General features: G+C 65.2%; 16 protein-coding genes and 1 tRNA gene. 6 read left to right on the forward strand and 11 right to left on the reverse strand.

All coding sequences use genetic code 11. The annotated features are described in order from the left end of the window. Positions 1 to 184: 184 nt before the first annotated feature. The 4 genes from G5C50_RS30390 to tadA all read right to left on the reverse strand — a co-directional run bounded on the left by G5C50_RS30390 (position 185) and on the right by tadA (position 3,169). Positions 185 to 1,426: an efflux RND transporter periplasmic adaptor subunit gene (locus G5C50_RS30390; protein WP_165075400.1), complete on the reverse strand. Its 1,242-nt coding sequence runs from the start codon at positions 1,424 to 1,426 to the stop codon at positions 185 to 187. A gap of 452 nt (positions 1,427 to 1,878) precedes the next feature. Beyond that, the gene (locus G5C50_RS30395; protein ID WP_165075403.1) at positions 1,879 to 2,271 is read right to left on the reverse strand and encodes a hypothetical protein; all 393 of its coding nucleotides are present in this window, start codon (positions 2,269 to 2,271) and stop codon (positions 1,879 to 1,881) included. Positions 2,272 to 2,568: 297 nt separating this feature from the next. Further along, positions 2,569 to 2,656 (reverse strand) — tRNA-Ser (locus G5C50_RS30400). Between the two features lie 15 nt (positions 2,657 to 2,671). After that, positions 2,672 to 3,169, reverse strand: coding sequence for a tRNA adenosine(34) deaminase TadA (gene tadA, locus G5C50_RS30405; protein WP_220369797.1), 498 nt, complete (start codon positions 3,167 to 3,169; stop codon positions 2,672 to 2,674). Between the two features lie 104 nt (positions 3,170 to 3,273). Between tadA and G5C50_RS30410 the strand changes: the two genes are divergently transcribed. Then, positions 3,274 to 3,786 (forward strand): opioid growth factor receptor-related protein, encoded by a 513-nt coding sequence (locus G5C50_RS30410; protein ID WP_165075406.1) that lies wholly within the window; start codon positions 3,274 to 3,276, stop codon positions 3,784 to 3,786. Positions 3,787 to 3,816: 30 nt separating this feature from the next. Here G5C50_RS30410 and G5C50_RS30415 read toward each other — a convergent pair whose 3' ends face one another. The 4 genes from G5C50_RS30415 to G5C50_RS30430 all read right to left on the reverse strand — a co-directional run bounded on the left by G5C50_RS30415 (position 3,817) and on the right by G5C50_RS30430 (position 8,625). Continuing rightward, on the reverse strand, positions 3,817 to 4,482 hold the full coding sequence (locus tag G5C50_RS30415) for an MIP/aquaporin family protein (protein WP_240907424.1): 666 nt from the start codon (positions 4,480 to 4,482) through the stop codon (positions 3,817 to 3,819). A gap of 496 nt (positions 4,483 to 4,978) precedes the next feature. Then, positions 4,979 to 6,355, reverse strand: coding sequence for an ATP-dependent protease ATPase subunit HslU (gene hslU / locus G5C50_RS30420; protein ID WP_240907425.1), 1,377 nt, complete (start codon positions 6,353 to 6,355; stop codon positions 4,979 to 4,981). Next, positions 6,337 to 6,885, reverse strand: coding sequence for an ATP-dependent protease subunit HslV (gene hslV, locus G5C50_RS30425; protein WP_165075409.1), 549 nt, complete (start codon positions 6,883 to 6,885; stop codon positions 6,337 to 6,339). The genes hslU and hslV overlap by 19 nt, the downstream gene beginning before the upstream one ends. A gap of 129 nt (positions 6,886 to 7,014) precedes the next feature. Further along, positions 7,015 to 8,625 (reverse strand): ArnT family glycosyltransferase, encoded by a 1,611-nt coding sequence (locus G5C50_RS30430; protein ID WP_165075411.1) that lies wholly within the window; start codon positions 8,623 to 8,625, stop codon positions 7,015 to 7,017. 711 nt (positions 8,626 to 9,336) lie between these two features. Between G5C50_RS30430 and G5C50_RS30435 the strand changes: the two genes are divergently transcribed. After that, the gene (locus tag G5C50_RS30435; RefSeq protein WP_165075414.1) at positions 9,337 to 9,579 is read left to right on the forward strand and encodes a hypothetical protein; all 243 of its coding nucleotides are present in this window, start codon (positions 9,337 to 9,339) and stop codon (positions 9,577 to 9,579) included. A gap of 294 nt (positions 9,580 to 9,873) precedes the next feature. On the opposite strand, the gene G5C50_RS30440 is transcribed toward G5C50_RS30435, so the two are convergent. From G5C50_RS30440 to G5C50_RS30450, 3 genes are read right to left on the reverse strand one after another with little or no spacing between them, the layout of a single operon-like run. Continuing rightward, positions 9,874 to 13,029, reverse strand: a complete 3,156-nt coding sequence (locus G5C50_RS30440) for an efflux RND transporter permease subunit (protein WP_165075417.1) — start codon at positions 13,027 to 13,029, stop codon at positions 9,874 to 9,876. 31 nt (positions 13,030 to 13,060) lie between these two features. After that, positions 13,061 to 14,458 carry an efflux RND transporter periplasmic adaptor subunit gene (locus G5C50_RS30445; protein ID WP_165075420.1) on the reverse strand — a complete coding sequence of 466 codons (1,398 nt, stop codon included), beginning with the start codon at positions 14,456 to 14,458 and terminating at the stop codon, positions 13,061 to 13,063. Further along, positions 14,455 to 15,078, reverse strand: a complete 624-nt coding sequence (locus G5C50_RS30450) for a TetR/AcrR family transcriptional regulator (protein ID WP_165075422.1) — start codon at positions 15,076 to 15,078, stop codon at positions 14,455 to 14,457. Before G5C50_RS30450 ends, G5C50_RS30445 begins: the two co-directional genes overlap by 4 nt. Positions 15,079 to 15,293: 215 nt before the next feature. Here G5C50_RS30450 and G5C50_RS30455 point away from each other — a divergent pair, with 215 nt between their 5' ends. From G5C50_RS30455 to G5C50_RS30470, 4 genes are all read left to right on the forward strand, one after another. After that, positions 15,294 to 15,743 (forward strand): beta-lactamase hydrolase domain-containing protein, encoded by a 450-nt coding sequence (locus tag G5C50_RS30455; protein WP_165075424.1) that lies wholly within the window; start codon positions 15,294 to 15,296, stop codon positions 15,741 to 15,743. Positions 15,744 to 15,826: 83 nt separating this feature from the next. Next, complete coding sequence (locus G5C50_RS30460) at positions 15,827 to 16,066, forward strand: hypothetical protein (RefSeq protein ID WP_165075427.1); 240 nt, start codon at positions 15,827 to 15,829, stop codon at positions 16,064 to 16,066. 67 nt (positions 16,067 to 16,133) lie between these two features. Then, complete coding sequence (locus G5C50_RS30465; RefSeq protein ID WP_165075429.1) at positions 16,134 to 18,896, forward strand: tetratricopeptide repeat protein; 2,763 nt, start codon at positions 16,134 to 16,136, stop codon at positions 18,894 to 18,896. A gap of 59 nt (positions 18,897 to 18,955) precedes the next feature. Continuing rightward, complete coding sequence (locus G5C50_RS30470; protein WP_165075431.1) at positions 18,956 to 20,005, forward strand: tetratricopeptide repeat protein; 1,050 nt, start codon at positions 18,956 to 18,958, stop codon at positions 20,003 to 20,005. The last annotated feature ends 15 nt before the right edge of the window (positions 20,006 to 20,020 follow it).

The following is a 20,020-nucleotide window of genomic DNA, read 5'->3' on the forward strand; positions in this document are numbered from 1 at the left end:
AAACTGGGAAATCGGCAGGGTGTTGATGGCCAGGGCGCCGAGGAACACGATCAAAATCGAGATGACGATGGCCAACGCCGGTCGATGCAGAATATTCGCGAGCATACTTCGAGCGCCCTCGCTGGCTTTAAACCCAGGAAGTGATTCTTAAGACGGCTTGATTCTGCTTTCAGAACCTTGCTCGTTACTCCGCCTTGTGCTTCGCGTGCGCGAGAACCTCTTCCGGCTCGCGGAACTCGTATTCGACCTTGTCGCCGTCGCGGACCTGACGGGTCCCTTCGACGATGAGCTTCTCTTTCGGGTCGATGACCCCCTCGGCGAGGACGTAGATGTCGTCGAGTTCGTGGTCGACGGTGATCCCACGCTGACGGACCACCTCGTCTTCGCCGACGACGTAGATGTATTGCTTGGCCAGATTCTCGAAGGTCGCCCGTTGCGGGATGACGAGGGCGTTGTGCAACGGCCGGCTCCACAGGATGGTGCCGGTCTGGCCGTGCCGGAGCAGCCTGTCGGGGTTCGGAAAGTCCGCGCGAAAGGCGATGTTGCCGGTCTCGTTGTTGAACTTGCCCTCGATCGCACCGATCTTGCCGGGCTGCGGGAACGTGTTGTGGTTCGCCAACTCCAGCTCGATGACTGGGGCTTCCTTGTTCTGGCCGACCTCCGCCATGTATTCGAGATAGCGCCTCTCGGGGACGTTGAAATAGACCCACATGGTGCTGTTGTCGGAGAGGGTCGTGAGAATGTCCCCCTCATTGACGAGGCTGCCCAACTGGTGGAGCTGCTTGTCGGCGATTCCGTCGAAGGGGGCCCGAACGTCGGTGAAGTTCAACTCGGCCTTCGCCAGGGCCGCCTTGGCCTGAGCCTTGGCCAGCTTGGCCTGGAGCAGGGAGACTTCCGTCGGGGCGACAACCTTGGACTCAGACAGCTTCTTCGTGTAATTGAACTCCAACTGGGCGAGTTGAGCCTCGGCCAGCTCGGCGTCCAGTTTGGCCTGGTAGAGGACCGGGATGACCTTGAACATCAGGTCCCCCTTCTTGACCGTCTGTCCTTCCCTGACCGCGATGTTCTCCAGGTAGCCGCTCTCCAGGGCGCGGACTTCGATGTGTCGCTGCGAGTGGATCTGGCAGACGTACCGCTCAGTGAGGGTGACGTCCATGATCTTGGGAGTGGTCACCACGACCTTGTGGGGTTCATGGTGGGCTTCCTCTCCCTCGCCGTGTCCCTCCAGCTTGCTGGAGACGAGCTCCCTGGCCTTATGGTAGTGCTCGGTCAGGTATTCCACGCTGGCGTGGACCTTCTCCGAGTAGGGGGGCGGAAGAACGTCGATCCCCATCTTCGACAACCCGAGGACGCCGCCGACGACGGCCAGGACCGTCAGCACCAGGATTTTGATAATTCGCCGGACGACGACGAGGGTGGCGTGCATAGCCTTCATTGCTCCTGGCCGATCAGCGGCCGATCGACGTTCAGAACCTCGGGCGAGAAAATCTCCAGCGGTTCGCCTCTCTGCCGTAAAGTACGTTCAGAAAAGGCGAAGGGCCGTCGGAAAAACGCAAAATCCTTGACGAGAACCTTCGTACACGCCTGCGCACGTCAACGACGATTTATGAATGACGATGCCCAAGGCTTGCGGTCGGCTGACGACGGATTAGGGACCTGGGAGAGGGAGGGAGGTCCCTGGGAGGGCGAGGCCGATCGGCGTTCCTTGTCGCCGCGCCTCTGAACAAGGCTGATCAAACTAGCATGGCGGCGTTGACGTTAACGGCACGCGATCCGTCGGGGCGGTTTCAAATCCTGATGAGGAAGCGTGGGAACGATGAGCGTCCCCCCCCGATGATCGCGTCCGCGCAGCGTCGACGACGCTGGACGGAGAACAGGTCAACAGCGCAGCGGTCGGCCGGCGAGCGCGACGGCAGAGTTGATCAATTCGGCGTGAGGCTTGAGAGAGGGCGTCGGTCGTGCATCGAAGCACACGGAGACGGGCGGAGTCGCCACGCTCAATTCATCTTCGATCTCGATGTCGGCTTCCAGCTCATCCTTGAAGTCGGCCCCAAGGGGGTCGGCCGCACGGAACGAGCAGCCGGCCGCTGTTTTGGACCGACCGCGGTAACCGTCCTTGCAAACTGGATAATTGTGAGCCAGTGACAGGGAGCTGTAGGAAGACGCCGATGGACGTGGGCTGTGATGCCTCATCGGTGCGGACGTCACCGCCAGCAGCAATGCTGCCGCCGCCAGGACGTAAACACTGTGATCGATGAGACGCCCTATCATCGTCAGCCCAGCCCTCGGACAGGTTAAATGCTTGTCAGATCTTAAGGAAACCCTAAGCAATCGTCAAGGGCGGCAGGACGGCGAACAAGGTGGGCTTAGAGAGGAATATGCGGCTTTCCACGCACCCAGATGTAAACGCATCGCCGAGTGGACGATGCGGCTACCTGAATGGGAAACCCGAGAGGATGCGACAGCCTTCAGGCCGCCGCATCGAACGCTCCCGACGCTGGGCTTTGAGAGAAGCCCCCAGGGAGCAGAGTATCGGCATTGATGAGCCGGATCGTCCGGCATTGCCAGCGGAGGAGGTGGGATTCGAACCCACGGTACCGCGGAGCGGTACACCGGTTTTCGAGACCGGCCCTTTCAACCACTCAGGCACCCCTCCGGTGTTTGTGGCTGGTCAACGTAGTTTAGAGGAAAGCCGTCGATCGTGGAAGAACAGACTGAGGATTTCGCCGCAGTCTTCCGCCAAAATCCCTGCCGTCGTTGGAACGCGATGATTCAAACGGCGGTCGTCGACCAGGCGATAAAGGCTCCGGCAGGCTCCCGCCTTGGGATCGACCGCTCCGTAAACCAGACGGGCGATCCGCGCATGAACGATCGCCCCGGCGCACATCACGCACGGTTCAAGCGTCACGTAGAGTGTGCAGTCGTCGAGCCGCCAGCGTCCCAGCGCCCGACCCGCGAGCGTCAACGCCACCCGCTCGGCGTGGGCGGTCGGATCGTGGATCGTCTCCCGGAGGTTGTAGGCCTGGGAGACGACGCGATCGCCGATCGCCACCACGGCTCCCACGGGGACCTCGCCCATCGCGGCAGCCTCGCGCGCCAGCGTCAGCGCGCGTTCCATCATCCGACGGTCGCGATCCGAATCGCCATCCTCCCCGCCTCGGCTCGACATCGCTTCTCCGATGGAATTCGCCGCCGACCGGGTAAAATGCCAGGACGAAGGGCGGCTCCAACAAGCCTGCCCCGTTGAACTCCCCCCAGAGGAGCCGCCCGGCCATGTCGCAGCTCGTCGAATTCTACCGCGGGACCGGGGAGGATGCGGAGGGGAGGAAGCTGGCCGACGTCTGGGCCTTCTCCGACGACGAGATGGAGTTCCACCACGACTTCATCCAGTGGATTTTCCCTCTCCAGCAGGCCAGCCGGTTCAATCCGTACGCCCCGATCCTCTCCGACCGAGACATCGCCGCCTTCCAGGACGAGCCGGTCCTCCGCGACAACCTCAAACATTCCTTCGACCGATTCCTGGCGTTCGTGGGCCTGGAGGAGAAGGACGGGCGGGTCGTCCCGGCGGCCGATTTCGAATCCAAACGCCAGATCTTCCTCGCGCCCGACCACAACTGGCTGCGGATCACCCGCGCGCTGACGAGCCTCCGACTGCTGGGCCTTCCCGAGCAGTCGGAGGCTCTATACGAAGGACTGCTGGACCTGATCAAGGACGGCCAGGCCCGGATCACGGCCGAGACCCGGCGGTTCTGGAAGAATGCGGCACGGCCCGACGCCGGCGATTGACCGAGCGTCGAGGCGTGCCCGGTCCATCGATCATGAGGTGGTGGTGCGGTCGCCGCCCATGTCGATCGAGGTGAAGAGGATCGCCGCGGCGGCGCCGCCGAGGAAGTCGGCCGCGAGGGGGATCCAGATGTCCGCCCACTTGCCCAGGCCCATGACCGCCGCGCCGACGGCAACGGCCGGGTTGAACGCCCCGCCCGAAACCGGTCCGACGGCGAACGCGCCGACGACGACCGTGAAGCCGATCGCCAGGCCATAGAACGAGTTCCCCTCAGTTCCCTTGGCCGTAGCCGCGTTCAGCACGACGTAGACCAGGGCGAAGGTGAACAAGAACTCGACGAGCAGCTTGGCGGGAACCGTGTAATCGCCCGCCGGCGGTCCAGGAGGCAGTCCGCCGGTCGCGCTGGCCTTGATGAACTGCACGGCCGCGGCGGCGGCCACCGCTCCGATGAACTGGGCGATCCAGTAGGGGACGGCGTCGGCGAAGCTGAGCTTGCCCCGCAGAGTGACGCCCAGGGTGACAGCCGGGTTGTAGTGGCCCCCCGAGAAGTGTCCGCCCGCATACACCATGATCATCAGCGCCGAGCCGATGGCCAGCGGTGCCATTGCAGCCGCGTCGGGCGATTTCACCGTCATACCTACGGTGAAAACCAGAAAGAAGGTGCCGATGAACTCGACGATCAACTTGCCGACCAACATGAGCGTCTCCTGGGTGCGCATCTGAGCAAAGATGGGAGCAAGGGAGAGGTCGCCGAGAAGTCGTCGACTTTTCGTCGAAACCCTCGAACGCTCAACAATACTATCCCGCCGGTCGCATTCGACTACCGCCCGCGTCCGTATTTTTGCTATTCGCCCCAGTCTCCAACCTGTCAACGAAGGTCTTCGTAGTCATGCAAGCCGACCGTCGAAATCCTCGCGCGGCATTGCGACAAGCGAAAGCGAAGCCCGTTTTGGTCGTAACCTAGAGACAGGGGGAGCCCAGTCGCCAGGCCCTCGCCGAGAGGGGAAGGCCCCCACCGAACGCACGCGAAAATGGTCGAACAAACCCGCGCCCAAGGGCGATTTCTCAATGCCGAACCTGATGTTAACGCAAGACTTCCGTCAACCAAGGCGGCTTGGCGCGGCGCGCGAACGGACCCAAAGCGAAGCCGCGTTCGGGTCGAGTTCCAGAGTTATTGGCCGACTCTTGCAGGCCTCAGAGAATGTAGCGGCTGAGATCCTCGTCACGGGCGACGTCGTCCAGGCGGTTGCGGACGAGGACGGCGTCGATGACGATTCGCTCCCCCTTGCGTTCGGGGGCGTCGAAGCTGACGTCTTCCAGCACCCGTTCGAGAATCGTGTGCAGGCGGCGAGCGCCGATGTTCTGGGTGGAACGGTTGACCTGAAACGCCAGATCGGCCATCGCCTCGATGGCGTCGTCAGTGAACTCGATGGTCACCCCTTCGGCGCTAAGCAGGGCTTCGTACTGGCGGAGGAGGGAGGCCCGAGGCTCCCGAAGGATCCGGGCGAAGTCGTCGCGGGCGAGGTCGTGCATCTCGACCCGGATCGGGAACCGCCCCTGGAGTTCGGGCATCAGGTCGGACGGTTTGCTGCGGTGGAATGCTCCGGCCGCGACGAAGAGGATGTGGTCGGTCTTCACCGGGCCGTACTTGGTGTTGACCGTCGTCCCCTCGACGATGGGCAGCAGGTCGCGCTGGACGCCCTGGCGGGAGACGTCGGGCCCCCGCGAGCCGCCGTCGTCGCCGGCGACCTTGTCGATCTCGTCGATGAAGACGATCCCCGACTCCTGGGCCAGTTCGACGGCCGCCTGGTTCACCTTCTCGGGGTCGAGGAGAGCGTCGACTTCCTGCTGGAGCAAGATCGGCCGGGCCTCGCGGACGGTCGTCCGACGCGGCTTGGCGGCCTTGGGCATGATCTTCTCGAACATCCCCTGGATGTCCATCTCCATCTGCTCCAGGTTCCCCGCGCCGAGGATCGAGACCGGCGGGGCGGATCGGCCGGGGATCATGACCTCGACCTCGCGGTCCTCCAACTCGCCGGCCGTCAGCCGAGCCCGGAGCTTCTCCCGCGACCGCGCCCGACGTTCGGCCGCCTCGTCCGCGGCTCCCGGCGGCGGGGTCGGATCCCAGGGCGATGGCGAGGGGGACGACTGCGGCGGCAGCATCAGGTCGAGCAGTCGGTCCTCGACGCGTGCCTCGGCCTGTTCCTGGACGCGTTTGCGCTCGATCTCGCGGACGAGGAGGATAGACGCCTCGACGAGGTCTCGGATCAGGCTCTCAACATCGCGACCGTAGTAGCCGACCTCGGTGAACTTGGTTGCTTCGGTCTTGATGAACGGAGCGCCGACGAGGGTCGCCAGCCGACGGGCGATCTCGGTCTTGCCGACTCCGGTCGGGCCGATCAGCAGGATGTTCTTGGGTGTCACCTGGGCGCGAAGGTCGTCCGAAAGCATCCGCCGCCGCCAACGGTTGCGCAGGGCGATCGCCACCGCGCGCTTGGCGTCGGCCTGGCCGACGATGTCGCGATCCAGTTCGGCGACGATCCGCCGGGGCGTCAGCTCGTGCTCGGACACGGGAGTTCCTCCACCGTCAGATGCGTGTTCGTGTAGATGTCGATCCCCCCCGCGATCGTCAGCGATTCGCGGACGATCTCGGCAGCGGAGAGGTTCGAATGAGCGACCAACGCCCGTGCCGCCGCCAGCGCATAGCCTCCGCCGGAGCCGGTGGCGAGCAGACCGTCGGTCGGCTGGATGACGTCGCCGGAGCCGGTGAGCATCAGGCTGTGGCGGGCGTCGACGACCAGCAGGACGGCCTCCAGCCGGCGCAGGGCGCGGTCGGTCCGCCAGAGCTTGGCCAATTCGATAGCGGCCCGGGGGATATTGTTGGGATGGTCCTTCAGCTTGCCCTCGAACCGCTCCAGCAGGGCGAAGCCGTCGGCCGCCGAGCCGGCGAAGCCGACGATGACCTGGCCGTCCAGCAGTTTGCGGATCTTCACCGCGTCGGCCTTCATGACCTGGGTCCCCAGCGTCACCTGGCCGTCGCCGCCGATGGCGACCTTACCCCCCTTCCGCACCGAGAGGATCGTCGTCGCATGCCACTTCAAGGGGGTCGCCTCCTGGTCGCCGATCGCGCGGTGGGTCGTATCCATACAATCAAGGGACGGCCGCCCGCGCGCGGTTCGCTCGCCTTCCCGAGGATACGAGATCAAGGGGCCCGCCGCCAATTGGGGCGATCAGTCGACGCGCGTCGCAGCCGGTCTGCGGCCGATCTGGGGAGGCGAGGGGTCGTCCCTGAGGAACTCGGAGAGTTGCTCCTTGAGCCGGTCGCGCTCAAGGGCCTGCTCCCGCGTGTACCGATATGGGACGGCTGCAATCTGCTCGTTGAGCCGGAAGACCCGGACGCGTCGCAAAGGAACGCCGGCGCGGACGACCTGGAAATCGTCGAGCGGCTGGCAGCTCTTGAAGAAGTGTTCGTAGAAGGCGAACGGGGTGTAGTCGTCGTCGATCATGACCATGACGCCGTCGCGGCCGACCCATTCGGCCGGATCGCTCCAGAAGGCGAAACCGCGAGCGTCGCCCATGTTATAGCAGACGACCGGGCGTCGGAGCCGCGTCGCGTGGGCGATCTGCGCGCTCTGAAACCAGTTGCGGGTGAAGATGAAGGTCCGGGGATCGTCCAGCACGCCCAGCCCCTCAAGCCTGTCTGCGACCTGATCCCAGCCGTAGCCGTCGGCCGTGGGATCGGTCTTCGCCGTCAACAGGCCCGATCGCTGGACCCATCCCGTGCGAGCCTCGGTCAGCGTGATCGCCAGGACGACGACCGAGAACCCAGCAGCCAACGCGAGCCGTCGTCGCGACTGCGTCGGCAGAGCGATCGCTCGATCAGCCAGAACTCGGCCGAGCGATGGGAAAAGTGGGACGATCCCAATCAGCCCCCAGTGGGGCAGCACCGACCGGGTGCAGGCGACCGCCGTGAAAACGCCCAAAGGCGCGACGCAAAGGCAGAGCGCCAGGCGCTCGTGCTCGTCGTCGCGGTCCTTCCAACCGGCGATCAGCCGCCAGCCGACGGCGATCAGCATCACCCAGATCCACGGGAACAGATAGGCCGCCTGCGCGGCGATCGCTCCGAGAAGACAGTCGGGCCGGAGTCGGAACCCTCCGACGGCGCGGCTCCCCTGGAAGGCGAACGACGCCCAGCCGTTGTTCACGTTCCAGATGATGACCGGGCTGAAGACGATCAGGCCGAGTGCGACCGCCAGATAAGGCCCGGGATGAAGCAGCAGCCGTCGCCGGCCCGGCCGCAAGGCCAGGTAAAGGACGGTCCCGGCGGGCAAAAAGACCGCGTGATATTTGCTCAACATCGCCAGCCCCCAGACCAGGCCGACGGCCGCCCAGAGCCGGAGGCGGTCGGGCCGTTCCAGAGCGAGGTCGATGCGGTCGATGGTCAGGAGCCAAAAGAAGAGCAGGGGGCCGTCGGGCAGAGCGAACGTCCCCACGGCCAGCCCGTAATAGCCGGTCAGGTTCAGCGCCAGCGCCGCGTAGAATCCGGCCCAGCCGCCGAACCAGCGCCCAGCAATCCGGGCCATGAGGTACGTCGAGCCCGCGAAAAGGGCGACGAAGCCCGCCCGAAGGGCGAGGGCCGAGTAGAGGTCGGGCGAGCCGGACAACCCAAGCGTCTCGACCCAGGCAAGCATCGGCGGGTGGTCGAAATAACTCAGGGCCGGGTGCAGGGCGTACAGGAAGTGGTACGCCTCGTCGTTCCCAAGCCCCAGATTCGACGCCGCGACGATTCGAAACAGCGCCGAGATCGCAATCAGGGCGGCTACCGCCAACCTGGGTGTCATGAGCTTCCTCGCTCCCCGTATTCCTACTATTCCAGGCCGGCGAAGTCTTACCCGGGAGCGAGCTTCGGGGCGAGAGCAAATCCTTCACCCGCTTCGTGTACTTCGTGTGCAAGATTTGCCCGGAGAAAGTGCAGCCGCAACCTCCGGTTTGCCGAGCAGCCGGACGACCACGGCGACCCGCCCGATCGGTGCCGACGTCGGCGGGAGGACGGTCGAATCGTTGCAAGTCCCATGAAGGCCGCCTGTTTGCAACGAGAGGAGTGACGAGGTCGTCGAGATCGGAGAGATCGGCGACGCCGTTGGAACGGCCGGGCCGGTGTGGGAAGCCCGGAGTTTGTCAAGTCTTCGCGAGAACGGCCCTGGTTTTGCTCTGGCCAAGATCGTCGTCTTGAGGAATCCTGAAGAATCGTGGGGCGCGCCTTGGATTGGAGCCGCGGTAGGCTACATTCTCAAATAAGGAGCGGCCTCCCACGAAGCACCTGGCGAAGACGTCGCGAACATCACCGCCCCGAGAAGCGTCTTAATCACTAGAGGGGACGAGAGGAAAGAGGAGAAGTCAGAAGCCGTCGATCGTCGAGTTCCGGACCTTCGGTTCCACCATCATCCGAGATTCAAGGCCACGAAGCACGACGACTGGAGTTCGAGGGACGTCCGACGGCTGCGTCAAATGATCACAGAGGTCGGCAATCTCCATAAGAAAAGAGGAACGCCATGACTGCGAAACTGGCCGAAACCCAACTCTGGCAGCACAACCTGGTCTCTCTGATCCGCTCGGGGCTTTTCCTCCGAGCCGAGACCCGGGCGTCCCACGGCCTGTTCACTGTCGTCGGCGTTTATTCGGACGGTACGACGTCCGCCCCCCTGGCGAAATACTCCGACCCTAGACGCGCGACCGACGCGGCTGAGATCGTCAATCGGATGGCCATGGTACCCCCGCTCGTCGAGGCCAACTGAGCCTCCCGAGCGGCCCTCGCTCCCTCCTCGAAACCGAACGCAAGACATCTCACCGCCGCCTCGATCCCCACGTGATCGAGCGGCGGTTTGTGTTTCGAAGGGCTGCGTCTGAATCGCGACCTCCCTCGGCAGAGGGCAGGAGCGTAGCGGCGGGTGAAGGTCATGGGATTTCGGAGGGCATGTCGGACGCAGACGCTCGAAGACCCGTCGCTACGCCTGCAGTCCGACGACCCTCACCCGGCCCTCCGGGCCACCCTCTCCCAACGGGAGAGGGTGCTTCACCCTCGCATAGGATTATCGCGCGCTCTCGACCGTCTCCCACTCCCTCGCCGGGGCCTCAGCCGCGAGCGCCGGGGCTTGTTCGACTGAGAAGCGGACGCCCATGCGGCGCAGGAAGCAGACGAACTGGTCGAGCAGGGCGTAGAAGACGGGGGTGACCAGAAGCGCCAGGACGAGGGAGAGCATCTGGCCGCCGATGATGACCTTGGCCATGCTCGCGCGAGCCCCTGCACCGGGGCCTTGACCGAGGGCCATCGGGACCATCGAGGCCACCAGCATGACCGTCGTCATCAGGATCGGCCGCAACCGGGTGTGGTTGGCCTCGACGATCGCGTCGTGCCGTGATTCCCCCCGCGCCCGGAGCTGGTTCGTGGCGTCGACCTGGAGGATACCGTTCTTCTTCACGATGCCCACGAGCATGAACAGCCCGAACATCGCGTAGAGGTCTAGAGGCGTCCTGAAGAAGTAGAGCGACAGGAGCCCGAAGGGGATCGTCACGGGCAAGGCCATGAGGATGGAGATCGGCTGGGTCCAGCTCTCGAACTGAGCCGCCAGGATCAGGTACATGAACAGCACCGAGAGCCCGAAGGCGATCCCGAAGTAGTAGGCCGTCTCCGCCAGCGTCTTGGCCTGGCCGGTCAGGACGTAAGAGTAGCCGGGCCCCATCTCCATGTCCTTGATGACCCCCTGAGCGAGCGTGACGGCGTCGCCCAGGGCGATGGACTCGGGATTACCCAGCACGGTCACGATCCGCTCGCGGTTGAGCCGCTCGATCTCCGTCGGCCCCCGCTCGTCGACGAGCTTCGCAAGGCTGGAGAGCTTCACCAGCCCGGCCTTCGACGAGGGGAGGGTGAGTTGGTAGATCTCGTCAACCGAGCCGCGGAGCTTGGCGTCGGCACGGAGCCAGACGTCGTACTGCTCCTCACCGTCGCGGAACCGGGTGACCGGCAGACCGCCGACGAGGACGCGGAGGCTGTCGGCAATCGTTCCGACCGGCACGCCCAGGTCGCTGGCCGCCTCCCGGTCGACGTTCACCTGAACCTCGGGCTTGCGGAGCGAGAGCGTCGTGTCCAGGTCGACGACCCGGCCGTCGCGCTTCAGACCCTCGACGAGCTTATCGGCGTACACCGACAGTTGCTCCAGGTCGGGCCCCCCCAGGTTGATCTGGAAAGTCTGTGGACGACGTCCTCCCTGGAAGGCCGAGACGTCGTTGACGCTGGCGCGGAGGTCGGGGTAGTCGGCCAGAAACGCGCGGGCCTCCTGCTGGATGGCGAACTGGGTGTAGTCGCGCTCTTCCAGCTCGGCCATGCGAACGTAGATCGTCGCCCGGGTGACGTCGCCCGCTCCCTTCACCGCCCGGCCGGTGGTCGAGCCGATCTGAGTGAAGACGTGTTTCGTCCCGTTGAGCTTCCAGACGCGCTCCTCCAGCTCCTTCATGAGGCTCGAGGTTCGCTCCAGGCTGTAGCCCTCGGGCGTGGTGACGCTGACCTCATACTCGCTCTGGTCGTCGCGGGGGATCAGTGAGAAGCCCACCGCCTTGCCGATGGGGATCGTCGACAGGAACGTCAACAGAGCGATGATGATAACCACGAACTTGAATCGGAGCGCCCCGCGGAGCATCCCGCCGTAGCTGCCGTCGATGATCCGCCAGATGAAGCCCGACTTGGACGCCGCGCCGTGACCACCCTCGCCCGGCTCCAACTTGAGGAACCGCGAGCAGAGCATCGGCGTCAGGGTGAACGACACGAACAGGCTCATCGCCACGGCGAAGGCCACCGTACCGCCGAAGCTGGAGAAGAACCGGCCGACGATGCCTCCCATGAAGGCGATCGGCAGAAAGATGACGATCAGCGAGAGGCTGGTCGCCATGACCGCCAGGGCGATCTCCTTCGTCCCCTTGCGCGAGGCCGTCATGGCGTCGAGACCATCCTCCTCCATATGGCGGAAGATGTTCTCGTGCACGACCACCGCGTCGTCGATCACAATGCCGATCGCCAGGATCAGGGCGAGCATCGTGATGTTGTTGAGCGTGAAGCCCATGTACCGCATAAACATGAACGTCGGGATGATCGACGTCGGGATCGCCATCGTGGCGATGAGGGTCGTTCGCCAGTCTCGGATGAACAGCAGGATCGTCCCCGAGACCAGCACGGCCGCCAGCATCAGGTGGAACTTCACCTCCTCGATGGACTTCTCGATGAACCGCGACTGGTCGCGGATGATCTCGATGGCGATGTCCGGAGGGAGGGTCTGCATGATCGTCTCCAGCCGTTCTTTCACGTCGTGAACGAGCTGGACCGTGTTGACCCCCGACTGCTTCTGGACCACCAGGCTCACAGCGGAATCGCCGTCGAGCCGGGCGAGGCTCCGAGGCTCCTCGAACGAGTCCTCGGCGCGGCCGACGTCCTTGACCCGAATCGGATAGCCGTTGCGGTTGGCGATGATGAGGTTGTTGAACTCGGCTTCCGTCCGGAGCCGCCCCAACGTCCGAAGCACCAGCTCGCGCGGGCCCTGATCGACGCGGCCTCCGGGGACTTCCAGATTCTGCCGCAACAGGGCCTGCTGGACGTCGTCGACCGAGAGGTCGTAGGCGGCGAGGCGGTCGGTGTCGATGACAACGTTCATCGCCCGCGTCCGGCCGCCGACGAGGTTAATCGAGCCCACGCCGGGCACCGTTTCCAGTCGCTCCTTGATCTGGCGGCGGGCCAACTCGGTCACCTCGCGGAAGTCGCGACGGCCGGAGATTGCCAGGGTCGCGACGGGCATCGAGCCGGTGTCGAACTTGTCGATGATCGGCGGGTCGGTCCCATCGGGGAGATCGCCGAGGATCGTGTTGACCTTGTCGCGGACCTCCTGCGTTCCGACGTCTCCGTTCTTCGAGAGCAGGAACTGCACGGTGACGACCGACACCCCCTCCTGCGTCGTCGAGCGCAGCTCGTCGATGCCGGAGACCGTGTTGATGATGTCCTCGATGGGCTTGGTGACCGTCGACTCCATCTCCTCGACGCTGGCCCCCGGCAGCACGGTGGTCACCGTGCAGACGGGGAAGTCGACGTCGGGGAAGAGGTCGACGCCCAGCTCGGAGTAGGAGACGGCCCCCAGCACCAGCGGGACGATCACCAGCACCCACGTGAAGACGGGGCGATTGATGCAGACGTCGGACAGCGTCATAGGACGGACCTCGGGACGTGTTCGGTTCTCGTCAAGACTTCGCCGGCGCGGGCTGCTTGGGAGCCTCGGGTTGATCAGGTTCGATCGGCGTCGAAGCCTCGGACTTGGCGGATTCGGGAGGGCGGACGAAGATCTTGGCTCCGTCAGCCAACTTGGTCTGGCCGGTGACGACGACCTGCCCGGTGGCTGGGAGCTTCTTGCTGGTCACCTCGACCCAACCGGTCCCCTCCCTGCCGAGAACCAGGTCGTCGATGGATCGGACCTTGTCGCCGTCGAGGAGGAATAGCTTGGTGACGCCGGCGTACTGAACGACCGACTCGATCGGGACGACGGCGGCGTCGGCCGCGGCCTCGGTGACGATCACGGCCTTGGCGAAACCGCCCGGGTGCAGCAGACGCTCCTCGTTCGGAGCCACGGCCTCAACGTGAAAGGTCCGGCTGGCGGAGTCGATCGTCGGGTTGATCCGCGCGACCTTCCCCTCGAAGGTGCGACCGGGATGCGAGGCCACCGAGATCCGAACGGGCTGTCCCTCGCGAACGCGATCGCTGAAGCGTTCGGGGACGGTCAGCCAGAGTCGCAGGGGGTTCTCGATGACCATGTCGAAGACCGCCTCGCCTTCCTTGATCATCTGCCCCTCAGCCACGGAGCGGCTGGCGATGGCGTAGACCACGTCGTCGGCCTTGGCCTTGGTCGGGACCGCCTCCTGCGGCTGAGGCGCGAGGATCGTCATGTCCTTGAGGAGTTGCTCCTGCTGGTCGCGGTTCACGCGGCTGGCCAGGGCCATGGCGATGATGTTGCGGGCGGTCGACTTGGCGTTGTCGTACGCGGCGATCGAGGTCCGATAGTCGGTCTCGCGATCCTCAAGCTCCTGGGTGGTGCTGGCCCCCTTGCGGTTGAGGTTGCGCTGGCGGGCGAGGTCCGCGGCGGCCTTCTCCATCGACAGCCTGTACTGGACGACGGCGGCGACCTTCTCGATGACCTCCTCGGTCTGAGGCCCGTTGACCAGGGTTTCGCTGATTCCGTAGCGGCGGACGAAATCGTCGGCCATCTGCGAGGTGATCCCCAGCCGCACCAGTTCCGCCAGGTATCGGGATTCGGCCGCGTTATAGGCGAGTTGGGCGTCGACGGGATCGAGTTGCACCAGCGGTTCGTCGGGTTTGACGCGGTCTCCCATGTCGTGGAAGACCTTCAACACCCGGCCCGACCGCTTGGAGCCGACCGTCACCTGCTCCCAGCCTCGCAGCGAGCCGACGGCCTCGATGGTCCGTTCGACCGATCGCTTTTCAATCGGCGCGACGGTCACCACGACGGGCTGCGGCGCCTCGGCCGCCTTGTTCTCGGCCGCCTTCTCTTCCTTATGTGCGCAGCCGGCCCAGGCTGTCGCCAGGACCGCTGCGACCAGGATCGACGCTGACGTCCTACGTTTCATGAGCGACCTTCCTGGCCCGCGACGGGGCGACGGTCCTCGAAAGCTCGGAGCAGCGCCGCGACGAGCACGCGCGTGCGGTCCTCCCCGAGCGGTTTGTTCTTATAGAGAAAGTCGATGATGGAGACCATCAGGACGCCTCGGAACATCGTCTCGAAATCGTCGACGTCTTCCGGGGCCACCAGCCCAGAGTCCACACAACGTTGAAAGGCCGCCTGAGTCCAGCCGTGAAGGTCGGCCTTGCAGCACTCCATGAACGGAGCGACGCCCGCCTCGGGGGGACCGAACCCCACCGCGAAGAAGAACCGCGAACGGTCTGGATCTTCGCGGCAGAAGTCGAAATGGGCCTCAAGCACTCGTTCCAGCACCCGGACGGGGTCGGGCTCGCCGTCGATCACGGCCTTGAGTCGAGCGGAAAGCTCGGAGATGGGTTCGACCAGAATGGTCTTCGCCAGCCCCTCCTTGCTCCCGAAGTGGTAGTAGAGCGTCGGCTTGGCAACGCCCGCCTCCTCGACGATCTCCCTCGTCGACGTGGCCTCGAACCCTTGCCGAGCGAACAGCCGCGCCGCCGCTCTGGCGATGTGCCGCGCCGCCTCATTGTCTTCCGGCTTCGCGACCGTCATCCCAGACCTTTCGACCTTGCCGACTGGCAAAAGAAGACAAGCTACCGACCGGTAGGTATTCTCGCCGAAGTCGCCTCGGACGTCAATCCGAGGTTGAAGCAGAAAGGGGAGGGACCTCGCTCTCGCGGCGATGCGACGTAGAATCAAGAGAGTCGCGTTCCCGTCGGGGTTCGGGTCGCGCCTACCTATCGCCCGTAAATCGCCGAGGAGTCGCCATGAACCTGGAACGGCCGATCACCGACCGGATCACCATTGCGGATCAGCCTTCGGCGGAGGATCTTGCTCGGCTCAAGGCGGAAGGCTATGTGGCCGTCGTGAATCTCCGCAAGGACGGCGAGCCCGCGCAGCCGATGGACGTCGCCGCCGAGGGGAAGGAAGTCGCCGACCTGGGGATGGCCTACCATCACTACGCGATCGACCAACCGCCGCTGACCGAATCCGGGGTGACGGCGACCAGCGATTTCATCGACCGCGAGGCGGCGAAGGGGAAGGTGCTCGTCCACTGCATGAAGGGAGCCCGAGCCGCCGCCCTGGTGCTGCTCCAGCAAGCCCGAGCCCACGGCTGGCAACCCGACGAGGTGCTTGCCAAGGGCCGCGCGGTCGGCCTGGAGCTGCCGCCCCCGCTGCAGGCGAAGGTCGATCAGTATTTGAAGTCGCAAGGCTGAGCCCCGGCCGCTTGACCCGGCCGAAATCCGCCTTAGATTGAACCAAGAGAGGCGGCCGCGGATCGTTGGGGCGGGAGGTGGTTGTGAGGAACCCATTTGGTCGATTCGGCGTGTTGTTCCTCGCCCTGACGCTCATCTACATTTTGAGCAGCGGCCCGATTCTGGCGACGGCCTGCCGCCTCCGCGAGTTCACCGGATACGACGGCTGGTACGCGACCTTCATCCCCTACTGGCCGCTTCTGACGACGGTCGGCCGAGACTCGTTCGTAATCCATTACATTGAGTGGTGGTTCGCGTTCGCCGGCGCCGTCGGCCCAGGATGAAAACACCCGTCAGAGCCCCGCGCAGGCGACGGCTCCGATTCCAGGTCCACACATGAGGGAGTCGTCGATGTCCCGTCCCGGAATCCTCATCGTGGCCGCAAGCGTCTGGATCGGCGTCGGCCTCGTCGCCGACACGGCTCACGGCGGCGAGGACCCGCGCACGGCGGAAACCTTCCTGACGGCCCTCCGCGAAAAGGGGATGTACGACCTGGCGTCGGAGTACATCGAGCGTCTTCGGTCCGACCCCGGTCTCGGCCAGCCTCTCAAGGGCCTGCTCGACTACCACGAAGGCCGGGCCTTGATCGACGAGGCGTCGCACAGCGTCGACCTGGCTCGGCGCCGCGAATTGCTCGACCGCGCCGCCGGCCGTCTAAGCATGTTCGTGAAAGACCGCCCCGAAGATCAGGCGACGCTGGAAGCTCTGATCGAGATCGCCCGCAGCCTGTTCGAACGCGGCCATCTCGCACGGTTGGTCGGCGAGGACTCAACCGACGCCGATCGCAAGAAATCCAAGCTCGACGAGGCCCGCGACATGTTCGGCCAGGCCGCCGACGCCTACGGCCACGCCGCCGAACGTCTCGCCGAGGCCCACAAGAAGCTGGCCGGCTTCATGGAGCGAGGCGACCCCCGCATCGCTGAGCGCGATCGAAGGCGCGACAACATGCTCGACGCCCGGCTCAAGCAGGGCCTCGCCATGTACGAGAAGGCCCAGACTTTCCCGGCGGAATCCAAGGAACGCGCCGACCTGCTGAACTATGCCCTGGCCCGCTTCGACGAGGTCAACAAGGACTACCGGCAAAGCATGGCCGGATTCATGGCCCAGACCTTCCAGGGCAAGTGCTACGAGGAGCAGGGGAAGATCGGCGAAGCGATCGGCCTCTACAAAACGATCCTGGATCAGCCCGATCCTCGGCTCCGCGACATCAAGCGCACCGTCCACTACTTCTACATCGTCGCCCTGACGAAGCGACAGCAGTTCCCCCTGGCGGCCGACGAGGCCGTGAAATGGCTGCAAACCTACGACCGCCGTGAGGAAAGGCGTTCGATGGACGGCGTCGGCGTCTATTACGAGCTGGCCCGCAGCCTCGACGCCCAGATCAACAAGGACACGCCCAAGGCGGATCGAGAGGCTGCGACCAAGAAGATCGTCGAGGCGCTCTCGCAGGTCGTCCGGATGCCGACGCCTTTCAAGAACGACGCCGTGGCGATGCTCAAGAAGTACAAGCCCGGCTCGGCGATCGAGCCCAAGGAACTGGCCCGCCTGAGCTTCGACGAGGCGGTCCTCCAGGCCGACGAGGCGATGGGCTCGCGCGAGTGGGCCCGAGCCGTCGCGCTTCTGCGGACGGCCGTCGCCAAGGCGGGGCCGCGACAGGCCGACAAGATCGACCTCAGCCGCTTCCACCTGGCCTATGCCCTGTACATGGACAAGAAGTTCCCCGAGGCCGAGGTCGCGGCCGGCTGGCTGGCTCGCAACAAGTCGCGGTCGGAGTTGGCGCCCCCGGCCTCCGCGCTGGCCTCGCAGGCGATCCTAGACCAGTACAACAACCCCCGGGAACTCGATCGCCCCGGGGACCTGGATCGCTACATCGACCTGGCCAAATACACCGTCGCCACCTGGCCCACGCGTGAAGAGGCCGACGAGGCCCGCATGCTCCTGGGCCAGATCCACCAGGGCCGCGGCGAGTTCGACCAGGCCGCCGCCGATTTCGCCTCCGTCCCCGAGCGGTCGCCGCGGCGGCTGGAGGCCCAAACCCGGCTCGGCGGCGCCCACTGGGCCAAGAGTCGCTCTCTGGCCAGGGCGGGTGATGACAAGAAGCCCGAATCCGACGCCGAGGCCGCCGAGGCCGTGACGATCCTCAAGAAAGCGCTCGACGACCGCAAGGCGGCTGGAGCCCCCGTCGACGACGCCGGTTATCTCGGCAACGCCGCTGACCTGGGCTCCGCGCTGACGGAATCGGACAAGCCCGACGAGGCGATCAAGACCCTCAGGCCGATCGTCGACGCCCAGAAGACCAAGACCGGCCCTGCGTTCGGCCGGCTGATGGAATCGTACCTGCTCGCCCAGGTCGGCGCGGGCCAGGTTGAGGCGGCCATCGCCTCGATGCGAGCCGTTGAGGCCAGCGGCGACGGCGTCAACCGCACTCAGCTCTACTACCGGTTCGGACGGCTGCTGGAAACCGAATTGGAGCGACTCGCCAAGGCCAACCAGCCTCTGAAGGTGACCCAGCTTAAGGACGCGTACCGCAAGGCCCTGACCTCGCTGGCCGAGAGCAAGTCCGGCCAGACCTTTGAAACCCTGCGGTGGGCCGCCGAGGGCCTGCTCTCGATCGACGCTGGCGCCGACGCCGAGACCATCCTTCGCCGGGTGATCGCAGACGCCCAGGCCGATCCCAACTTCCTCAAGGAGAAGGGGGGGCCGGAGCGGCTCCTCCGCGCCAAGGTGAAGCTCGCCACGGCGCTCCGCGTCCAGAAGAAGTTCGATCAGGCCGCCTCGCAGATCGACGAGCTCATGGCCGACGAGACCTTCAAGCGTTATGCCGATCCGCAGTTCGAGAAGGGCGAATTGCTCGACGCCCAGGCCGAAGCCGGCCAGGGATCGTGGGCCGCGGCCGCCGCCCACTGGCAGGATCTCGCCCAGAGACTCGGCCGCGTCAGACCCAAGCCGGAATCTTACTTCGAAGCCTGGTATCGAGCCGCGATCGCCCTGTCGAAACAGAAACAGAATCCCAAGGCCCGCCAGACCCTGACCGCCGTCATGCGGCTCAACCCGACCGTCGGCACGCCCGAGATGAAAGAGAAGTACGAGAGCCTGCTGGCGAAGTTGAAGTGACGTCAGACGCCCCCAACCTTCGAGCGAGTTGACCGAAAGGCCATCCCAGGAGCCACGCCGTGACCCATCCCACCCCTCTTCGCATGGCGATCGTCTTCGCTCTGCTCGCCTCTCCGCTCGCCGCGCGCGGCGACGTGATCAATCTCATCGCCGGCACGACGTTCAAGCAGGGGCAGGGGGGGGCGGTGCGCGGCCAGGTCACGGCCGAATCGCCTTCCGAGGTGGCCGTCTCGCTGGGGAACAGCACGATCAACGTCCCCACCGACCAGATCGAATCCATCGAGTACCAGGGCCAGCCAGCCTCGTTGCAGCTTGCGATTACCAGTGCCGACGCTGGCCGCGCCTCGGACGCGATCACGCAATACCAGAAGGCCGCGACCGAGGCCGCCGGTAAGGCGTTCGTCGTCGAGGCCGCCAAGTTCGGCGAGGCCTCGACCCTGGCCGATCTGGCCCTGACCGAGCCAGAACGAGTGAAGGAGGCGCTGGGCAAGCTCACGGCGTTCATCCAGTCCTACTCCAAGGGACGGCACGTCGTCCCGGCGCGGGTGGCCCTGGCCCGGCTGCAGCTCCACACCGAGGACTACAAGGGGGCCGAGGCGAACATCGCCGAACTGGCCAAGATCCCTCCAGGAGCAAACAACGCCGCCGTCCTCAAGGCCCGCCTTCTGCTGAAGCAAGGAGACGCCAAGGGCGCCGCCGCCGACCTCGACCGCCTCATCGCCGCAGCCTCCGACGAGCCGACTCGCCAGGTCGAGTTAAAGATGGTGAAGGCCGAGGCGCTGATCGCCGCCAGCAAGTACGATGAGGCCGAGTCCCTCGTCCGCCAGGTGATCGCCGCCGCCGCGCCCGACGACGTCCTGATCCAGTCCAAGGCGTACAACACCCTGGGAGACTGCCTCTCAGCGGCGGCCAAGCCCAAGGACGCGCTCCTCGCCTACCTGCACGTCGACCTGCTCTATTCCAAGGACAAGGAGGAGCACCCCCGAGCCCTTCGGCGGATCGAACAGGTCTTCCGGAAGCTCGGCCAACTCCCCCGCGCTGAGGAGTACAGCCAGCGGCTCAAGCAGGAATATCCCAACAGCCCGTGGGCCAAGCAGGCCCAGGGCTGAGTCGACCGGCGGCGG

Source organism: Paludisphaera rhizosphaerae, assembly GCF_011065895.1.
Lineage (GTDB): Bacteria > Planctomycetota > Planctomycetia > Isosphaerales > Isosphaeraceae > Paludisphaera > Paludisphaera rhizosphaerae.